Source organism: Dactylosporangium sp. NPDC050588, assembly GCF_040654975.1.
Lineage (GTDB): Bacteria > Actinomycetota > Actinomycetes > Mycobacteriales > Micromonosporaceae > Dactylosporangium > Dactylosporangium maewongense.
In genome coordinates, this window is the sequence record NZ_JBFAJA010000060.1 from 75,047 (window position 1) to 92,585 (window position 17,539).

Consider the following 17,539-nt stretch of genomic DNA (forward strand, 5'->3'; position numbering starts at 1 on the left):
CTCAGGCGCCCAGCAGGCTCTGCCCGCACACCCGGACGACGTTGCCGTTGACCCCGCCGGACGCCGGGTGCGCCAGCCACGCGATGGTCTCGGCGACGTCGACGGGCAGGCCGCCCTGCGACATGCTGTTCATGCGGCGGCCCGCCTCGCGGATGAACATGGGCATCGCGGCGGTCATCTTCGTCTCGATGAAGCCGGGCGCGACCGCGTTGAGGGTCAGGCCGGCCGCGGCGAGCGCCGGCGCGTGCGCCTGCACGAGGCCGATGACGCCGGCCTTGGACGTGGCGTAGTTGGTCTGGCCGCGGTTGCCGGCGATGCCGGAGACGGAGGAGACGGCGACGATCCGGCCGTTGCCGCCGAGCAGCTTCTCCGCGAGGAGCACCTCGTTGATCCGCTCCTGGCTGCCGAGGTTGACGTCGAGGACGGACTGCCACTGGGCGGCGTCCATCCGGCCGAGCGTCTTGTCGCGGGTGATGCCGGCGTTGTGCACGAAGATGTCGGCGTGCACGTGCCGGGTCGCGATGAAGTCCGCGAGCCGCCGCGGCGCGTCGGCGGCGGTGAGGTCGAGCTGCAGCGCGGTGCCCTTGAGCTCGTTGGCGACCCGGGTGAGGTCCTCGCCGGCCGCGGGCACGTCGAGGCAGACCACGTGCGCGCCGTCGCGGGTGAGCACGCGGGCGATCGCCGCGCCGATGCCCCGGGCGGCGCCGGTGACGATCGCGGTCTTGCCGACGAGCGGCTGGTCCCAGTCCTCGGGGACGTCGATCGCGGCCGGCCCGACCCGGATGACCTGCCCCGACACGTACGCCGAACGCCCCGACAGCAGGAACCGCAGCGTCGACTCGATCGCATCCTCGGCGCCGGGCGCGACGTAGACCAGCTGCGCGGTGCCGCCCCGGCCGACCTCCTTGCCGACGGACCGCACGAAGCCCTCGAGAGCCCGCTGGGCGGTGGCCTCACGGGCGTCGGCGCACAGCTCCGGCTGGCTGCCCAGCACGACGACCCGGCCGGACGAGCGCAGCGTGCGGATCAGCGGGTGGAAGAAGTCGTACAGGGTGCGCAGGCCGTCGGTGTCGACGATGGCGGTGGCGTCGAACACGAGCGCCGCGGTGGGCCCTTCCGACGGCGCCCCCAGCTTCTCCAGCAGCTTGCGGACCGGCTCGACGAGGCGCCCGCCGCCGCTGACCACGACCTGCCCGTCGACGGGCGCCGAGCCCGGATCGTGCCGCCGCAGCTTCGGCGGGTCTGGCAGGCCGAGCCGCCTGACGAAGAACTTCCCGGCGCCCGAGTGGGCGAAGCTGGCGTAACGATCGGACATTGCAGTGCCTCCCCAGTCACAACAATCGCGCTAACCTACTCACCAGTAGGCTAACGCCGGCCTGCCCGTCGCACTGGAGGAGAATCCGATGGCCCCGAATCGAGTGGCGATCGTCGGCGGTAATCGCATCCCCTTCGCGCGCTCGGGCAGTGCCTACGCCACTGCATCAAACCAGGACATGCTGACTGCCGCTATAGACGGACTCGTGGCGCGGTTCGGCCTGGCAGGAGTGCGACTCGGCGAGGTCGCGGCGGGTGCGGTGCTCAAACACAGCCGCGATTTCAACCTCACGCGGGAATCCGTGCTCGGGTCCCGCCTCGACCCGCGGACTCCCGCGTACGACGTCCAGCAGGCGTGCGGAACCGGACTCGAGGCCGCCATCCTCGTCGCCAACAAGATCGCCCTCGGGCAGATCGACGCCGGCATCGCCGGTGGCGTCGACACCACCTCCGACGCGCCCCTCGGCGTCAACGAGGACATGCGGCGGGTCTTCATGGAGCTCAACCGGGCCCGGTCGCTCGGCGCGCGGCTCCGCGCGGTCAGCAAGCTGCGCCCGACCCAGCTCAAGCCCGACATCCCGCGCAACTCCGAGCCCCGCACCGGGCTGTCGATGGGCGACTCCGCCGCGCTGACCGCACTGGAGTTCGGGATCACCCGGGCCGCCCAGGACGAGCTGGCGCTCGCGTCGCACCTGCAGCTCGCCGCCGCCTACGGGCGCGGCTTCTTCGACGACCTGGTCACGCCGTACCTCGGCCTCCAACGCGACCAGAACCTGCGCCCCGACACCTCCCTGGAGCGCCTCGGCACGCTGAAGCCCGTCTTCGGCCGCGGGAAGTCGGCGACCATGACCGCCGGCAACTCGTCACCGCTGACGGACGGCGCGGCGGTCGTGCTCCTGGCGTCCGAGCAGTGGGCCGCCTCGCGCAACCTCCCGGTCCTCGCCTGGTTCGACACGGCGGAGACCGCGGCGGTCGACTTCGTGCACGGTGGCGACGGCCTGCTGATGGCGCCGGCGTACGCGGTGCCGCGCATGCTCGCCCGCACGGGCCTCAGGCTGCAGGACTTCGACTTCTACGAGATCCACGAGGCGTTCGCGTCGCAGGTGCTCGCCACCCTGAAGGCGTGGGAGGACCCGGCGTTCTGCAAGGAGCGCCTCGGCCTCGACGAGCCGCTCGGCGCCGTCGACCGCTCCCGGCTCAACGTCAACGGCTCCTCCCTCGCCGCCGGCCACCCGTTCGCCGCGACCGGCGGCCGGATCGTGGCGACCCTGGCCAAGCTCCTCGCCGAGCGCGGCTCCGGGCGCGGCCTCATCTCCATCTGCGCCGCCGGCGGGCAAGGGGTGACCGCGATCCTGTCCAGGTGAGCGGCGGCCCTGATTCACCCATATCGTTGACGCATGACGATCCAGCCGACGATGCTCCGGCCGCCGACGCCCCGACCCGGCTGGCAGGTCGCCGTCGGCCTGATCCTCACCCTGCCCGCGTTCGTCCTGCTCCTGACGTCCTACGTCGAGCCGCTGTACTGGACCGTCACGTCCAGCTTCCGCAAGCTCAACGGGCTGCGGCTGACCGAGGGCGGCGACAGCGTCGGCTGGGACAACTACGACACCGCGTATTCGCGCGGGCTCGCCGACGCGCACTGGTTCACCCTGAGCCTCGCCGTCGTGCCGATCCTGCTGGTCCTGCTGCTGGCGCCGGCCATCGCCTGGGCCGCGCACGCCGGCGGCACGTGGGCGCGGTGGGTCACCCGGGTCGCGCTCGCCCTGCCCCTCGTGGCCTTCGCCCCCGTGGCGATCGCCGTCGCGCTGCGCGAGTCGTCCACCCGGGCGTCGTACTGGCTGGGCACGTTCGGCCTGGTCGTCGCGCTCGCCGCGACCGCCTACCTGGCCGCGCTGCGCCGCCGCACCCTCGACTCCACCCGCAGCCCGATCCCCGCCGCGCTGGTCGTCGGCGGCCTGGCCGTGCTCACCGTCGTCGCGGTCGCGCTGCAGGACTTCACGTACTCCTTCATCGGCGGCTTCGGCACCAGGGCCGACCTCAGCCCGGCCCGCCTCATGTACGAGACCTCCTTCCGCACGATGACCTTCGGCGTCGGCGCGGCCGCGTCCGTGACGCTCCTCGTGCCGCTGATCCTGCTCGGCCTCGCCGCCACCCTGCTGGTGATCCTGCCCGGCACCCGCCTCGAGGTGGACCCCGCCGCCCCTCGCGCACAGAAGACCCCGCCGCTCGTGCCGTGGATCGTCGGCGGCGTCCTGCTGCTCGCCACGCTCGGCACGGTCATCTCCGGCCTGGGCCCCTGGCTGTCGCACATCACCGAGACCGGCCGGCCCGGCACCCCCTCCACCTGGGTCAACACCTGGCTGCCGCCGGTCGTCTCCACCCTCGTCGGGGTCACCGTCGCCGCCCTGGCCGCGTTCGGCATCAGCGGCCTGCGCCCCTTCGGCCGGCACAGCGAGTGGCTGCTGCTGCCCTTCGGCCTGTTCCTCTTCGTCGGCTCCGCCCCGCTCGCGCTGCGCAACTTCGCCGCCGGCGTCACCGCCGACCGCCTCGACTCCTTCATCGGCCTCATCCCGCCGTCCCGCGTGGCGATCCCGGCCCTGTTCATCCTGGCGCTGCTCTTCCGCGGCCAGGCCCAGCGCCGTGAGGTCCTGCTGCAGGAGGGGCACCGCGCCCCCTGGACCGGCGTCCTGCTGCCCGCGCTGCCGATGCTGGCGCTGGCGTACGTGGCGACGTGGCTGGTCCAGGCCCAGGACCTGATCTGGCCCCTGGTCACCGCCGCCGGCGACCACCCCACCGCGCAGAACGCCCTCGTGCAGTCCCTGTTCGTCCGCCGCGCCCCCGACGAGCTGCCCTACGCGCAGCTGCTCCCGCTGTGGCTGCTCGTCCTGCTCTTCCTGGCCGCGGTCGCCGCGCAGCTGCTGTACCTGGACCGCGTCGCCCTGCGCGTCGGCCTCCCCGAACGCGACCACCCGCCCCGCACGTGACGGCATCGGGCCGCGCCGGCATTCCCGGGCGCGACCACCCGCCCCGCACCAGGGCACACCGGGCGGGAGAGAATAGGGCACGTGATTCCTAATGTGCTTGCTGGTCGGTATGCGTCGCCGGAGCTCGTGGCGATCTGGTCGCCTGAGGAGAAGGTGCGGTTGGAGCGGCGGCTGTGGCTGGCCGTGCTCACCGCACAGCGGGACCTCGGGGTGGCGGTGCCGGACGGTGTGGTCGAGGACTACCGGCGGGTGCTCGACGACGTCGACCTGCACAGCATCGCGGAGCGGGAGCGGGTCACCCGGCACGACGTGAAGGCGCGGATCGAGGAGTTCTCCGCGCTCGCCGGGCACGAGCACATCCACAAGGGCATGACCTCGCGCGACCTGACCGAGAACGTCGAACAGCTGCAGATCCGCAGGTCGCTGGAGCTGGTCCGGGACCGGATGGTGGCGGCGCTCGCCCGGCTCGCGGCGCGGGCCCGGCAGTACGACGACCTGGTCATGGTCGGCCGGTCGCACAACGTGGCGGCGCAGGCGACCACCCTCGGCAAGCGGTTCGCCAGCGCCGCCGAGGAGCTGCTCATTGCGTACCGGCGAATCGACGACCTCCTGCGGCGCTATCCGCTGCGGGGGATCAAGGGCCCGGTCGGCACGGCGGCGGACCAGCTGGACCTGCTCGGCGGCGACGCCGGGAAGGCCGCGGAGCTGGAGCGGCGGGTGGCGGAGCACCTCGGGTTCGGCACCGTGCTGACCAGCGTCGGCCAGGTGTACCCGCGCTCGCTGGACTTCGACGTGGTGTCGGCGCTCGCGCAGGCGGTCGCGGGGCCGTCGAGCCTGGCGACCACGATCCGGCTCATGGCCGGTTACGAGCTGGCCACCGAGGGCTTCAAGCAGGGCCAGGTCGGGTCGTCGGCGATGCCGCACAAGATGAACACGCGCTCGTGCGAGCGGGTCAACGGGCTCGCCGTGATCACCCGGGGTTACCTGTCGATGGTCGGCGAGCTGGCCGGCGACCAGTGGAACGAGGGCGACGTGTCGTGCTCGGTGGTCCGCCGGGTGGCGCTGCCGGACGCGTTCTTCGCCGTCGACGGGCTGTTCGCCACGTTCCTGACCGTTCTGGACGAGTTCGGGGCGTATCCGGCGGTCGTCGCCCGGGAGCTGGACCGCTACCTGCCGTTCCTGGCGACCACGCGGGTCCTGGTGGCGGCCGTCTCACGCGGCGTGGGCCGTGAGGATGCTCACGAAGCGATCAAGGAGCACGCCGTCGCGGTGGCGCTCGCCATGCGCGAAAAGGGCATCCAGGACAACGACCTCCTGCGGCGGCTGGCCGGCGACGAGCGGCTACGGTTGACCCAGGACGAGATCGACGCCCTGGTGGCCGACCCGCAGCAGTTCGTCGGGGCGGCATCCGCGCAGGTCAGCGCCGTTGTGGCGCAGATCGAGGCGATCGTCGCGGAGCACCCCGGGGCCGGGGCGTACGTGCCGCCGCCCATCCTGTGAACAGAAGATCTTGACAGCGGGGCGGGCCGCTAAGATGCGTGGCGGGCGATATTTCGGGCGTCGCCGCAGGGGTCATCGAGCCGGTGATCTGCGGCGTTGCCCCGCCCGGTAGGCTCGTGTCGCTCGCCCTCGAGCGCCCGACTCAACTGTCAGGAGTGCCCCGTGGCCCGCGTCGTGGTGGACGTCATGCTCAAACCGGAGATCTTGGACCCCCAGGGTCAGGCGGTCGCGAACGCGCTGCCACGTCTCGGCGTCGCCGACGTGGCATCCGTCCGCATCGGCAAGCGGATCGAGATCGAGTTCGACGGCGCCGCCGACCTCGACCGGGCCCGCGAGATCGCCGACAAGCTCCTCGCCAACCCGGTGATCGAAGACTTCACCCTGCGGGTCGAGGAGACGCCGACCGAGGGCGAGCAGCAGTGACCGCCAGGATCGGTGTCGTCACGTTCCCCGGCTCGCTCGACGACCGGGACGCCGCCCGTGCCGTGCACCTGACCGGCGCCGTGCCGATCTCGCTCTGGCACGCGGACTCCGAGTTGTACGGCGTGGACGCCGTCATCCTGCCGGGTGGCTTCTCCTACGGCGACTACCTGCGCGCCGGCGCGATCGCCCGGTTCTCCGCCGTGATGGAGTCGATCATCAAGGCGGCCAGCGACGGCCTGCCCGTGCTCGGCATCTGCAACGGCTTCCAGGTGCTGTGCGAGGCCCACCTGCTGCCGGGTGCGCTGACCCGCAACCAGCACCTGCACTTCCGCAACCGGGACCAGTCGCTGCGCGTGGAGAGCACCGCGACCGCGTGGACGGGCGGGTTCCAGCACGGCCAGGAGATCGTCATCCCGGTCAAGAACGGCGAAGGCTGCTACATGGCCGACGAGCACACGCTCGACGAGCTCGAAGGCGAGGGACGGGTCGTCGCGCGGTACATCCGCGGCAACCCCAACGGCTCGCTGCACGACATCGCCGCCATCACCAACGCTGCCGGCAACGTCGTCGGGATCATGCCCCACCCGGAGCACGCGGTCGAGGTGCTGACCGGTCCGTCGATCGATGGGCTGGGCATCTTCACGTCCGTGCTCGCACACCTGGGAGCTCGTGTATGACCGCCACAACGGGTTTCGACACCGTCTCGCACGCCGCGGAGACCTCCGACGAGGAGCAGCCCTACGAGGAGCTCGGCCTCCGCGAGGACGAGTACGAGCGGATCAAGCAGATCCTCGGCCGCCGCCCCACGTCGTCCGAGCTCGCCATGTACTCGATCATGTGGAGCGAGCACTGCTCGTACAAGAGCAGCAAGGTCCACCTGCGGCAGTTCAGCGAGAAGGCGCCGAAGTCGGACCTGATGCTGGCCGGCATCGGGGAGAACGCCGGGGTCATCCGGATCTCCGACGAGATCGCGGTCACGTTCAAGGTCGAGTCGCACAACCACCCGAGCTTCGTCGAGCCCTACCAGGGTGCGGCGACCGGCGTCGGCGGCATCGTCCGCGACATCCTCGCCATGGGCGCCCGCCCGGTCGCCGTGATGGACCCGCTGCGCTTCGGCGCCGCCGACCACGAGGACACCAAGCGCGTCCTGCCCGGGGTCGTCGCGGGCGTCGGCGGCTACGGCAACTGCCTCGGCCTGCCCAACATCGGCGGCGAGGTCGTCTTCGACCCCTGCTACCAGGGCAACCCGCTGGTCAACGCGCTGTGCGTCGGCGTGCTGCCGGTCAACCGGCTGCAGAACAAAGAGGCGCACGGCCCCGGCAACGTCGTGGTCCTGCTCGGCGCCAAGACCGGCCGCGACGGCATCGGCGGCGTGTCGGTGCTGGCCAGCGCCACCTTCGACAGCGACGGCCCGGCCCGGCGCCCGTCCGTGCAGGTGGGCGACCCGTTCATCGAGAAGCTGCTCATCGAGAGCTGCCTCGAGTTGTACGAGCGGGAGCTCATCGTCGGCGTGCAGGACCTCGGCGGCGCGGGCCTCACGTGCGCGCTGACCGAGACCAGCGCGTCCGCCGGCACCGGCATGGACATCAACCTCAACCTGGTGCCCCTGCGCGAGGCCTCGATGGACCCGCAGGAGGTCCTCGCCAGCGAGTCGCAGGAGCGCATGCTCCTCATCGTCGAGCCGTCGAAGCTCGACGAGGTGCTCCGCGTCGCCGAGCGCTGGGGCGTCATCGCCACCGCGATCGGCCGCGTCACCGAGGGCGGCCGCCTGGTCATCAGCTGGCACGGCGAGATCGTCGTCGACGTCCCGCCCGGCTCCCTCGTCGACGACGGCCCGGTCTACGCCCGGCCGATGCGCGAGCCCGCCGACCTGATCCTGCTGCAGGCCGACCGGGCCGAGACGCTGCCCCGGCCGCGCACCGGCGTGGAGCTGCGCGAGACGCTGCTGCGCCTGGCCGCCAGCCCCAACCTGTGCGACAAGAGCTGGGTCACCGAGCAGTACGACCGCTACGTGCAGGGCAACACGATCCTCGCCCAGCCGGAGAACTCGGGCATCATCCGCATCGACGAGCAGACCGGCCTCGGCATCGCGCTGTCGACCGACGGCAACGCCCGGTTCGCCCGCCTCGACCCGTACAACGGCGCGAAGCTCGCCCTCGCCGAGTCGTACCGCAACGTGGCCGCCTCCGGCGCGACGCCGCTCGCCGTGACCAACTGCCTCAACTTCGGCTCGCCGGAGGACCCGCAGGTCATGTGGCAGTTCGCCGAAGCGGTCCGGGGCCTCGCCGACGGCTGCGCCGAGCTCGGCATCCCCGTCACCGGCGGCAACGTCAGCTTCTACAACTCCACCGGCTCGCAGGCCATCCACCCGACCCCGGTCGTCGGCGTCCTCGGCGTGCTCTCCAACGTCGGCAACCGCGTTCCGATGGGCTTCGGCGGCGACAGCGACGTGATCATGCTGCTCGGCGAGACGCAGGAGGAGCTGTCCGGCTCCGAGTGGGCCTGGGTGACGCACAACCACCTCGGCGGCCAGCCGCCCAGGGTCAACCTGGTCCGCGAGCGCATCCTCGCCTCCGTCCTCACCGAGGCGGGCGAGCGGGGCCACCTCTCGTCGGCGCACGACCTCTCCGACGGCGGCCTGGCCCAGGCCCTCGTCGAGACGACACTGCGCTACGACCACGGCGCCAACATCACGCTGCCGGAGGGGCTGAACCCGTTCGTCGCGCTCTTCTCCGAGTCGACGGCCCGGGCGCTGGTCTCGGTGCCGCGCGGCCACGAGCAGGCGTTCACGGCGCTCTGCGCCCAGCACGGCCTGCCGGTGACCACCATCGGCACGGTCGACGGCCGCAGCCGGGCGCTGGACGTGCGGGGGCAGTTCACGATCTCCCTGGACGAGCTGCGCTCCGCGTGGAAGGGCACGCTGCCGTCGCTCTTCGGCGAGGTGTCGACGGAGGCTCCCGCGTACGAGCCGCCGGCTTCCGCTTCTTCGGACAATTCGGATAATTCCGATTCTTCGGGCGGTTCCAAGGCCGGGATCTTCGATCCGGTCGCCGCGCCCGAGGTGCCCGAGGTGCCGTCCGCGGTGTCCGGCGCTCCCGTCGCCGCCTCCCCGGACGCCGCGCCGGACGAGCCCGACGCCTGACGATGACCGAGGGCGTCTTCAGCCAGCCCGGCTCGGGCGCCCGGTTCGACTGGGGCCCGGCCGGCGCCGCTGAGCTGGCGCGCGTCTGCTCGGTCCTGGTCGTCGTCGACGTCCTGTCGTTCTCCACCGCGGTCGACATCGCCGTCGGCCGCGGTATCCGGGTCCACCCGTTCCCCTGGAGCGACCAGGCCCGCGCCTACGCCGACCGCATCGGCGCCGCCGTCGCCGTCGGCCGCAAGCAGGTCTCCGCGGGCTCCCCGTGGTCCCTCTCGCCGGCCGCCCTGCAGGCCGCCCCCTTCGTGGCCGAGCTGGTCCTGCCGTCCCCCAACGGCGCCTCCATCTGCTCCGCCGCGGCCTCCACCGGCGTCCCCGTCATCGCCGCCTGCCTGCGCAACGCGCCCGCCGTGGCCCGCTGGCTGCACTCCCAGGGCCACGGCACCCCGTCCACCCCCATCGGCGTCGTCGCCGCCGGCGAGCTCTGGCCCGACGGCACCCTCCGCCCCTGCGTCGAGGACCTCCTGGGCGCCGCCGCCGTCCTGGACGGCCTGTCCCTGCACGGCGTGCCCCTCTCGGTCGAGGCGGCGGTCACCCTCGCCGCCCTCGCCGCGGTCCGCGACGTCCCAGCCGCGGTCCGCCGCTGCGTCAGCGGCCAGGAGCTCATCTCCCGCGGCTTCACCGACGACGTAACCCTCGCCATCCAGTCCGGCACCTCCGACACCGTCCCGCTCCTCACCGGCCAGTCTTTTACCCCCGCGCAGTAATGCTGTAATTCCCCCCACCGCTCCGCGGCGGGGCCCGGCGGGGATTCTCACCCGCACCCCAATGCTCGCTGCGCTCGCACTGCCGGCGCTGCGCGCGGCAGCCTCACCCGCGTGCGCGCCGCATCCCGGTGGTCGCTGTGGTGCCGTGCCCACACGTCGGCCGGGGTTTCTGTCGTACCACTGTGCTTGAGTGTCGGTATGCCTCGACGTCGTGCTGTTGACGCTGCCTGGGCGGTGTATCGCACCGTCCGGGCGGGCTGCGTGTCACCCATGGCCGGCAGAAGCGGTGGGACGTGGGATTCGAGCCTACGGAGAGGTGGAACGCCTCACCGGGTTTCAAGACCGATGAAGGAAGCGGGCTTGATCTGCCCGAACCTTGCTGGTGTTCGTCTCCATGACGCGGCTCATGCATGCCGGATGAGCAACGTCCGGCTATGGGCTACAGGCGGGCGGCAGAAGGTTGCGCACCTGAGAGCTAGTCGCTCTCCTGAGCGGGAGAGGACGGCGGACCGCCGCGCAGATCCAGCGTAGTTCGGAGGACGAGAGCCTCGAAACGAAGCGCAGCACGGATGCGCCATCTTCCTAACTTAGGAAGATGGCTCGTTTTACTAGGAAGATGGGCCGCTGCGCGCCGGAGGCCACGTCACAGGTCTCGGTCGGTTGGCGAGCCCAGTGCAGTGATCCAGTTCAGGGTGCACTTCTTCCTCAACAGTGGCATCATCTTCCTAACTTAGGAAGACTTGCTTCCTGGTTAGGAAGATGGAGCTGACGTGACCGACGGACTTGAGGTCTTGATCATCGAGCTGCGCAAGTTTGGCTCAGAGGCCACGCGAGTTGAGGTTAAGTCAGCAGCAGCTGGGCTTCCCACCTCGGCCAGGGAGAGCTTGTCCGCCTTCAGTAATAGTCCAGGAGGAGGCACACTCATCCTCGGCTTGGACGACACTCCAGGCTTTCGACCTACTGGCCTAGCGGATCCACGCAAGATGCTCGCTGATCTCGCAGCCATGTGTAGGGACGACATTACTCCACCGCTCCAGCCGGAGCTAACGATTGGCGAAGTAGATGGTAATGCCGTAGTAGTCGCTCTGGTTAACGAACTTCCCCGTGAACAGAAGCCTTGCTACGTCACTAAAAAAGGAATCAACGGGGGCACCTACATCCGGGTGGGCGACTCGGATCGCCGACTTACTGCGGAAGAGGTTCATCAACTCATCGTCGAGCGTGGCCAGCCGATGTTCGATAGCGAGCCTGTTCCTGGGGCTACGTCCGACGATTTCGATCGGAATGCCATTGAAGCGTACATCTCCAGGCTGCGCGAACAAAATCCTCGCCTTTGGGGCAACGAGGACGATGAAACGGTTTTGAGAATGAATCGGGTAGTTGTCCCCGATGCATCAGGAGTGCTGCGTCCCTCTCTAGCCGGCCTTCTGTCTCTCGGGCACTATCCACAGCAGCATTTTCCTCAACTCAACGTTACCTTCGTCCACTATCCCACCGTGACGGGTGAAAGCTCGCCGTCGGGCGTCAGATTCTTGGATAATGTGAGTGTCAATGGATCGATTCCATACATGGCACGCGAGGCGCTCGCGGCAATCCAGCGGAATATGACTCGTCGGGCTTTAATTACAGGCGACGGCCGTCGAGACGTTTGGGAGTATCCCCCCGAGGCCCTTCGTGAAGCCATCGTTAACGCGCTCGTCCACCGCGATCTCTCGCCGGGATCCAGAGGGACGCAAGTTCAGATAGAACTCTATCCAGACCGGCTTCGAATCCAGAACCCAGGTGGCTTGTTTGGCTCGCTAGATATTAACAGGCTGGGCGAAGAGGGCCGTTCGTCGGCCCGTAATGCTCTGCTCCTGAAACTCCTTGAAGAAGTGTCTATTCCTGGCGAAGACCGGACGGTGTGCGAGAATCGCGGATCAGGTATCCGTGCAATGATCTCGTCGTTGCGTCGCGCCGGAATGGGCCCACCGCTCTTCAAGGACAAGGTCACATCCTTTGAAGTCGTTATGCCAAACCATGCCCTCCTCGACGATGAGACCGTGCTTTGGCTAAGTACGCTAGGGAGGGAGGGGATTCGGGACTCGCAGTGCATCGCGCTTGCACTCATGAAGCGTGGAGAGGTGCTAGACAATGCGAAGTACCGCGCGGCCACGGGTGTAAATGACAGCCGAGTGGCCTACTTCGAGTTGCAGGACTTGGTCGCACGCGAGTTGGTGGATCAAACTGGAAGCCGCGGCGGGGCAAGGTACACAATTTCCGAATTTGCAAAGCTCGTGGGAACTCACGAGGCTCGGCGAAAGCCAAGGCCGAACCGAAGGCGGCAAATCCTGGAGGCATTAGCACATTTAGGAGAACTCTCTAAAGCGGAAATAGCTCAGGTTATCGGCGCGTCGGAGAAGGCAACCGAGCATTGGCTCGGCCGACTAAAGCGCGACGGTGATATCGAAGTCACTGGCGGGAAGAATAGGAGCAAGAACACAAAATATGTCCTGAATCAGCAGCTTCGAATCGATGATCACGACCCGCTCGGTTGATGCCGAATCCGACTGGTGCGACTTCGTGGGGCGGTCAGTGTTATGCCCTGCTTACGGCGGCCGGGGTGGCGGCGCACTTCTTCGTAAAGGCGTGTGTCAAGAACGGACTAATCGGTCAGATCCTCGACAGGAAGGCGTGCGGTCGGAACTCCGCAGCGCTGCCACTGCAAATCCCGGTTTCTGTCATCCGCGTATCGGCGCGCGCTGCGATGGTGCGGGCCGTCAGTCTCGACAATCATCGCCCGACCTTGGCCCACCAGTAAAACGTCGGGAGACCATGTGCGGATTTGCCGGCCATAGCGTCAACGTGCTGCTAAAAAGTTCACGCCAAATGCACCGATGGTCAAGACGAGGCAGCTCGCCGTCGAATAGAAGCGGCGCTGGAAGATTACACCTTGCCAGAGAAGTAAGTCAGGAAGATGAAAGGTCGCAGCCCTACTGAGCGGCATCGGTCGCAGCAAGCATCACGTCCGCTACCGTCATGTAGTCTGTTTTTCGGTTCAGCTGTCGCAGTTCCATGTCCCCGACGGTAAATCGATCGGTCCAGTAGAAGCCGGTCATCACTGTAGGCGCTTTCCCTGCGAGAAACAGTTGCGAAGCTCCAACGTGCGGCATACTTCTGGGACGATTCCCCTGCTTCGGAAGGTTTTCGTAGGTGTACGTAACTATGTGTCGCTCCCTGCTGTCGCGGTTTGCGATGATCGCAGCAGCCGTGGAGTGTGATGCGCTCTCGCCTGTCAGGACCGTAATGGCGAGCGACCAGTACGTCTGCTCGATAATCAGTGCTGCATCGATCGGGCCACGGTTGCCGCCCTCTGGAATATGGCTGTCTTGGCGAGGAAGGATCTGGGCAACCCATGTTCCACCTATGCGTGGCCTTCCAGAGATGGGAAGCAGCCACGGAAGCTTCCAAAGCCACAAGTCGAACGCCACCACGCCGAAGCCGATCAGCGTTGGAACGTACAGCAGTCCCTGCTTGACTCCGCCCTGAAGCGTTAGCCCACTGAAGTGGAGGCATAACGCGTATATCGCACTGACCGTTATTGCGACAATGCGGACAACTTTGCCTGGATTCTCCATGTTAATACTCCAGAAGGGTCCACGTTGCAGAGATCAGTGTTCTCGCGTTTGTGACCGTCCACTTCTGGTGAGAACCGAACAGGTACTTGAGCTGATTCGGTTCCTCCCATGATTCCTGATCGAATCTGGACGAATCGAGGTTCTCGTTAAGCCATTGAAGGGTTGCGCGAAACCCTCTGTCTAGATCACTCTTAGTCAGGACAGTGTTCGGTACGTTCCAAACCAGGCATTCCATCAAGTAGGAGGGCAGCGGTTCAATGGCGCCGATCCTGGTGAGTGCGTTTTCGGCGTTCTTCAAGGCGCGTACGTAGTTTTTGTACCTGCCGCCCGTGCCGAACCATCCACCGTTCTTTTCCCTGCCGTTTTCCAGTTGCTGCTTCGGCCAGTTCACAACCTCTCCGCCACTCTTCTTGAAGACTTTACTTCCGGAGTGTGCTAAGCGACGGTTCGGGTCATCGTACCGGCGATAGTCAAAGCTGGGCACCACGTCGGCACTCGGGCGACTTCCCGTGACCTCTGAGATTGCGAGCGCCACTTCGCCGCTGGCATCTACGTCGCTATCGCCAAAATATCCTTGAAGCGCTCTAGTGACTTCCTTTCGCCACTTCTCTGGCGTCCATTTCCCTTCGTAAGGGTTTCCAGTCCTCGCTGGGCGTTCGTAGTCGCCATGGTAGTCGAAGTGCTGGCAGTCGTGATTTTCTACTACGATGTCTACGTCACTGTCTAATCGAACGTTGGTCTTGTTTGCGTAAGAGCCCTTTGCGTAGACCCTGATCGGAGTACCGCTGAACTCCGCGTGAGCTTTGATAGCGTTTTCAATCATTCGCACCGCACGGTCCTGGCGCTGTTGCTCGCTGTCGCTGGACGGCTTGATCCACTGCCTAAGCAGCGCTGTGCGGTCTCGCAGTGTCATGGTCACGGCCGGCTCCAAACGGATACTTGATCACGAACGCCTAAGTTCAGGCCGTGAGCACGCTACACCGCAGGCACGACATTTTTTCCAGTCGCCAATCGTGCGATCTTGCAGGCGGTGGCTGAGGTGACCACAGGTCGAGCCCTAGGGGATGCGTTCATGACACGGTCATGACACGGCGGGCGATCCTCAGTCGGCCCTGACGGGAGCGAGTGAGGCAACCGGGAGTCTGCCCGTACGGACAGACTCCCTATGCAAGGGCTGCTCAGCGGACGTTTCTGGTTGGTACTTGCGGAGGGCGTGGGATTCGAACCCACGGAGACGCGGAACGCCTCACCGGTTTTCAAGACCGGCGCCATCGGCCACTAGGCGAGCCCTCCAGCGGAACGTCGAACAGTCTGCCAGATCGTCCCGGGGCGGTGGTGGTCACCCGTGTGAGGGAGGCCAGATGTCCTGGGGGCGGTGGCGGACTGGGCGACCGCGACCAGATGACATCGTGACACTCCGTCCCAAATGTCGCATCTCATTAGTGGGAGCTGCGCAGACTCAGGGGAAGTGACAGACACACCACGGGCGGGGGCCGGTAGGGATGCATCTCTTCTTCAACGATCCACGGGCAGCGTACGTCACCAGGCATCGGCGGATCGTCAGGCATCCGTTGGTGGCGCTGGTCGCGGGTGGGGTCGGGGTGGCGGCGCTCGGGGTGGTGATCGGCGCGGCGGGGTGGGAGTCGCCGCAGCGGGGCGCGCCGGCGCCGCAGCCGCAGCGGGCCGAGCAGGGGATGGCGATGCCCGAGCCGGTGGTGGACGTCAACATGTACGGGGTGCCCGCCGCGCCGCAGCCGGTCCTCGAGCTCGGCACGCCGCCGGTTCGGGCGGTGCCGGGGGCCGTGCAGCCGCAGCGGCCGGTGCAGACGGCGAAGAAGCCGGTGAAGCGCGTCGAGAGGGCCGGGGCTTCCGCTGTACAGACGCCGCAGACGACGGAAGAGCCCACGACGGCGCCGGAGCCGACGACCGAGCCGACCACCGGGCCGACGGGCGGACCGACCGCGCAGCCGACGACGGAACCCGCGACGGAACCGACGGGGGGACCCACGGCGGGACCCACGACGGGGCCGACGCGGACAACGCCGGCGGAGCCGGGGCCGATGTGGACGGCGTGGATGCGCGATCATCGCGTGGCGCAAAATGGGTGGCATGCGCGCGATCACGATCGAGCAGGCTGGTGGTCCTGAGGTACTGCGCTGGAGCGAGGTGCCCGATCCGGTGCCGGCCGACGGTGAGGTGCTGATCGAGGTGCGTGCGGCGGGGGTCAACCGCGCCGACCTGCTGCAGCGGCAGGGGCTCTATCCGCCGCCTGAGGGGGTGCCGCCGTATCCGGGCATGGAGGTGTCGGGGCGGGTCGTCGAGAGCCGGTCGCCGCAGTGGCAGGCCGGGCAGGAGGTCTGCGCCCTCATCGAGGGTGGCGGCTACGCGGAGCTGGCGGTGGCGTCGGCAGGACAGGTGCTGCCGGTGCCGCGGAACGTGAGCATCGAGGACGCCGCGGCGCTGCCCGAGGTGGCGGCGACGGTCTTCTCCAACGTCGTCGAGGTCGCGGGGCTCCAGCCGGGCGAGACGCTGCTGGTGCACGGCGGCGGCAGCGGGATCGGCACGTTCGCGGTGCAGCTGGGCGCGGCGCTCGGGGCGCACGTGGTGACGACGGCCCGGGCGCCCAAGCACGAGGCGTTGAAGAAGCTCGGCGCCGAGCGGGTGATCGACTACACGGCCGAGGACTTCAGCGAGACGGTGAAGGCCGACGTCATCCTCGACATCATCGGCGGCGCCTATCTCAAGGGCAACGTGAAGGCGCTCAAGGAGGGCGGCCGCCTGGTGGTGATCGGCATGCAGGGTGGCCGCAAGGCGGAGCTCGACCTCGGTGCGCTGCTGGCGAAGCGGGGCAGCGTGTCCGCGACGGCCCTGCGGTCCAGGTCGAAGGCGCAGAAGGCGGCGATCATCCGAGGTGTACGGGAGGAGGTCTGGCCCCTGATGGACGAGGGCATCGTCGGGCCGGTCGTGCACAGCAGGATCCCGCTGCCGGACGCCGCGGAGGCGCACCGGCTGATGGCCTCCAGCGAGCACTTCGGCAAGATCATTCTGACTCGGCCGTAAGAGGCGCGGCCGTAGAAGGCGCGGCCGTAGGAGGGTCGGTCAGGATCACCGGGCCCGGGCCGCGGGAGGCGAGGCGGTCGGCTGTGTTGGCGAGGGTGCAGCTGCGCAGGGAGAGGCAGCCGCACCCGATGCAGCCGGTCAGGGTGTCGCGGAGCCGCTCCAGGAGCGCGATCTGCTCGTCGAGGTGGCCGCGCCAGTTGCGGGACAGCCGGGCCCAGTCGGCGCGGGTCGGGGTGCGGTTGGCCGGCAGCGACGCCAGCGCCTCCTTGATCGTCTCCAGGGGGATGCCGACCTGCGCGGAGATCCTGATGAACGAGACCCGGCGCAGCTCGGTGCGCTCGTAACGGCGCTGGTTGCCGCCGGTGCGGGTGGAGTGGATCAGGCCGAGCTTCTCGTAGAACCGCAGCGCGGACGGCGCGACCCCGCTGCGCGCCGAGAGTTCGCCGATCGTGAGCAGCTCAGCCATGCGGCTCAGCGCTTGTGCGACGGCTTACGGACGCGCTCACGGGAGAGGATCCACAGCGCCTCGACGCCGTCCTTCCAGGTGATCTTCTTGCCCTCTTCGCGGGTGCGGGCGCGGTAGCTGATCGGCACCTCGTAGGGCCGGTGCCGGTTGCGCAGCAGCTTGCCGGTCACCTCGGCTTCCATGCCGAAGCCGGCGGACTTGATCTGCAGCGACCGGTACAGCTCGACGGGCATGAGCTTGAAGCAGGTCTCGAGGTCGCCGAGGTAGCAGTT

Annotated in this window: 13 protein-coding genes, 1 tRNA gene and 2 pseudogenes; 10 read left to right on the plus strand and 6 right to left on the minus strand. The window is 68.2% G+C overall.

Features of this window, described 5'->3' with window-relative positions; translation table 11 throughout:
* Position 1 precedes the first annotated feature (1 nt).
* Positions 2–1,315 (minus strand): 3-oxoacyl-ACP reductase, encoded by a 1,314-nt coding sequence (locus AB0I21_RS35880; protein ID WP_360567920.1) that lies wholly within the window; start codon positions 1,313–1,315, stop codon positions 2–4.
* Positions 1,316–1,403: 88 nt separating this feature from the next.
* Here AB0I21_RS35880 and AB0I21_RS35885 point away from each other — a divergent pair, with 88 nt between their 5' ends.
* The 8 genes and pseudogenes from AB0I21_RS35885 (at position 1,404) to AB0I21_RS35920 (ending at position 12,661) form a co-directional block, all read left to right on the plus strand.
* Entirely contained in the window at positions 1,404–2,678 is a 1,275-nt protein-coding gene (locus AB0I21_RS35885; protein ID WP_360567922.1) for an acetyl-CoA C-acetyltransferase, read from the plus strand.
* Positions 2,679–2,711: 33 nt separating this feature from the next.
* A complete protein-coding gene (locus AB0I21_RS35890) occupies positions 2,712–4,298 on the plus strand; it encodes a sugar ABC transporter permease (protein ID WP_360567923.1) in 1,587 nt (528 codons plus the stop codon).
* Positions 4,299–4,379: 81 nt separating this feature from the next.
* Complete coding sequence (purB, locus tag AB0I21_RS35895) at positions 4,380–5,798, plus strand: adenylosuccinate lyase (protein ID WP_360567925.1); 1,419 nt, start codon at positions 4,380–4,382, stop codon at positions 5,796–5,798.
* Between the two features lie 162 nt (positions 5,799–5,960).
* A complete protein-coding gene (gene purS, locus AB0I21_RS35900) occupies positions 5,961–6,221 on the plus strand; it encodes a phosphoribosylformylglycinamidine synthase subunit PurS (protein WP_360567926.1) in 261 nt (86 codons plus the stop codon).
* Positions 6,218–6,898 (plus strand): phosphoribosylformylglycinamidine synthase subunit PurQ, encoded by a 681-nt coding sequence (purQ, locus tag AB0I21_RS35905; protein ID WP_354889879.1) that lies wholly within the window; start codon positions 6,218–6,220, stop codon positions 6,896–6,898. The genes purS and purQ overlap by 4 nt, the downstream gene beginning before the upstream one ends.
* Before the next feature lie 11 nt (positions 6,899–6,909).
* Positions 6,910–9,363: pseudogene (purL, locus tag AB0I21_RS35910) on the plus strand (phosphoribosylformylglycinamidine synthase subunit PurL); the annotation flags it as partial.
* Between the two features lie 2 nt (positions 9,364–9,365).
* Positions 9,366–10,124, plus strand: coding sequence for a 2-phosphosulfolactate phosphatase (locus AB0I21_RS35915; protein WP_360567928.1), 759 nt, complete (start codon positions 9,366–9,368; stop codon positions 10,122–10,124).
* Between the two features lie 770 nt (positions 10,125–10,894).
* Positions 10,895–12,661, plus strand: a complete 1,767-nt coding sequence (locus AB0I21_RS35920; protein WP_360567929.1) for an ATP-binding protein — start codon at positions 10,895–10,897, stop codon at positions 12,659–12,661.
* A 435-nt stretch (positions 12,662–13,096) separates the two neighbouring features.
* Here AB0I21_RS35920 and AB0I21_RS35925 read toward each other — a convergent pair whose 3' ends face one another.
* The 3 genes from AB0I21_RS35925 to AB0I21_RS35935 all read right to left on the minus strand — a co-directional run bounded on the left by AB0I21_RS35925 (position 13,097) and on the right by AB0I21_RS35935 (position 15,034).
* Positions 13,097–13,741, minus strand: coding sequence for a hypothetical protein (locus AB0I21_RS35925; RefSeq protein ID WP_360567931.1), 645 nt, complete (start codon positions 13,739–13,741; stop codon positions 13,097–13,099).
* Position 13,742: 1 nt separating this feature from the next.
* Positions 13,743–14,660 carry a nucleotidyltransferase gene (locus AB0I21_RS35930; RefSeq protein WP_360567933.1) on the minus strand — a complete coding sequence of 306 codons (918 nt, stop codon included), beginning with the start codon at positions 14,658–14,660 and terminating at the stop codon, positions 13,743–13,745.
* Between the two features lie 286 nt (positions 14,661–14,946).
* Positions 14,947–15,034 (minus strand) — tRNA-Ser (locus AB0I21_RS35935).
* A 209-nt stretch (positions 15,035–15,243) separates the two neighbouring features.
* Between AB0I21_RS35935 and AB0I21_RS35940 the strand changes: the two genes are divergently transcribed.
* Positions 15,244–15,888 (plus strand): hypothetical protein, encoded by a 645-nt coding sequence (locus tag AB0I21_RS35940; protein WP_360567935.1) that lies wholly within the window; start codon positions 15,244–15,246, stop codon positions 15,886–15,888.
* Positions 15,851–16,801: an NAD(P)H-quinone oxidoreductase gene (locus AB0I21_RS35945; protein WP_360567936.1), complete on the plus strand. Its 951-nt coding sequence runs from the start codon at positions 15,851–15,853 to the stop codon at positions 16,799–16,801. The genes AB0I21_RS35940 and AB0I21_RS35945 overlap by 38 nt, the downstream gene beginning before the upstream one ends.
* Here AB0I21_RS35945 and soxR read toward each other — a convergent pair.
* Complete coding sequence (gene soxR, locus AB0I21_RS35950) at positions 16,782–17,267, minus strand: redox-sensitive transcriptional activator SoxR (RefSeq protein ID WP_360567938.1); 486 nt, start codon at positions 17,265–17,267, stop codon at positions 16,782–16,784. The two genes, AB0I21_RS35945 and soxR, sit on opposite strands and share 20 nt — an antisense overlap.
* 5 nt (positions 17,268–17,272) lie before the next feature.
* Positions 17,273–17,539 (minus strand): annotated as a pseudogene (locus AB0I21_RS35955) (glycosyltransferase family 2 protein); the annotation flags it as partial.

Excerpts from the sequence above, each read along its gene's own strand:
- AB0I21_RS35880 (WP_360567920.1), bottom strand. The coding sequence starts at position 1,315 with ATGTCCGATCGTTACGCCAGCTTCGCCCACTCGGGCGCCGGGAAGTTC.
- AB0I21_RS35885 (WP_360567922.1), top strand. The coding sequence starts at position 1,404 with ATGGCCCCGAATCGAGTGGCGATCGTCGGCGGTAATCGCATCCCCTTC.
- AB0I21_RS35890 (WP_360567923.1), top strand. The coding sequence starts at position 2,712 with ATGACGATCCAGCCGACGATGCTCCGGCCGCCGACGCCCCGACCCGGC.
- AB0I21_RS35915 (WP_360567928.1), top strand. The coding sequence starts at position 9,366 with ATGACCGAGGGCGTCTTCAGCCAGCCCGGCTCGGGCGCCCGGTTCGAC.
- AB0I21_RS35925 (WP_360567931.1), bottom strand. The coding sequence starts at position 13,741 with ATGGAGAATCCAGGCAAAGTTGTCCGCATTGTCGCAATAACGGTCAGT.
- AB0I21_RS35940 (WP_360567935.1), top strand. The coding sequence starts at position 15,244 with ATGCATCTCTTCTTCAACGATCCACGGGCAGCGTACGTCACCAGGCAT.
- AB0I21_RS35945 (WP_360567936.1), top strand. The coding sequence starts at position 15,851 with ATGCGCGCGATCACGATCGAGCAGGCTGGTGGTCCTGAGGTACTGCGC.
- soxR (WP_360567938.1), bottom strand. The coding sequence starts at position 17,267 with ATGGCTGAGCTGCTCACGATCGGCGAACTCTCGGCGCGCAGCGGGGTC.